This is a genomic window from Faecalibacterium sp. DFI.5.82 (assembly GCF_029076575.1).
GTDB classification, from domain to species: domain Bacteria; phylum Bacillota; class Clostridia; order Oscillospirales; family Ruminococcaceae; genus Faecalibacterium; species Faecalibacterium duncaniae.
The window spans coordinates 1-294 of sequence record NZ_JARFIS010000962.1 but is presented as its reverse complement, the minus strand read 5'-3'; the positions used below and the strand labels follow the sequence as shown (position 1 = coordinate 294).

Sequence of the window (294 nt, the reverse complement as noted above, 5' to 3'; positions counted from 1 at the left end):
CTAATTTATTGAATGCACAGGGGATAGATTCTGTTTTCTTTACTGGTCAGCAAGCAGGTATAATTACAAGTGATGAATATTCTAATGCAAAGATAAAGTATATAAATCCTAAAAAGGTAAAAAGAGCTTTAGATGATGGTAAGGTTGTAGTTATAGCTGGATTCCAGGGTGTAACAGATGATGGAGAAATAACTACTCTTGGAAGAGGAGGAAGCGATACATCAGCAGTTGCTATTGGTAAAGCTTTAGAATGTGAAACAGTTGAAATTTACACTGATGTGGATGGTATAATGA

General features: G+C 34.7%; 1 pseudogene. It reads left to right on the top strand.

What is annotated here, in order from left to right:
* Positions 1-294: pseudogene (locus P0G09_RS19680) on the top strand (aspartate kinase); the annotation flags it as partial.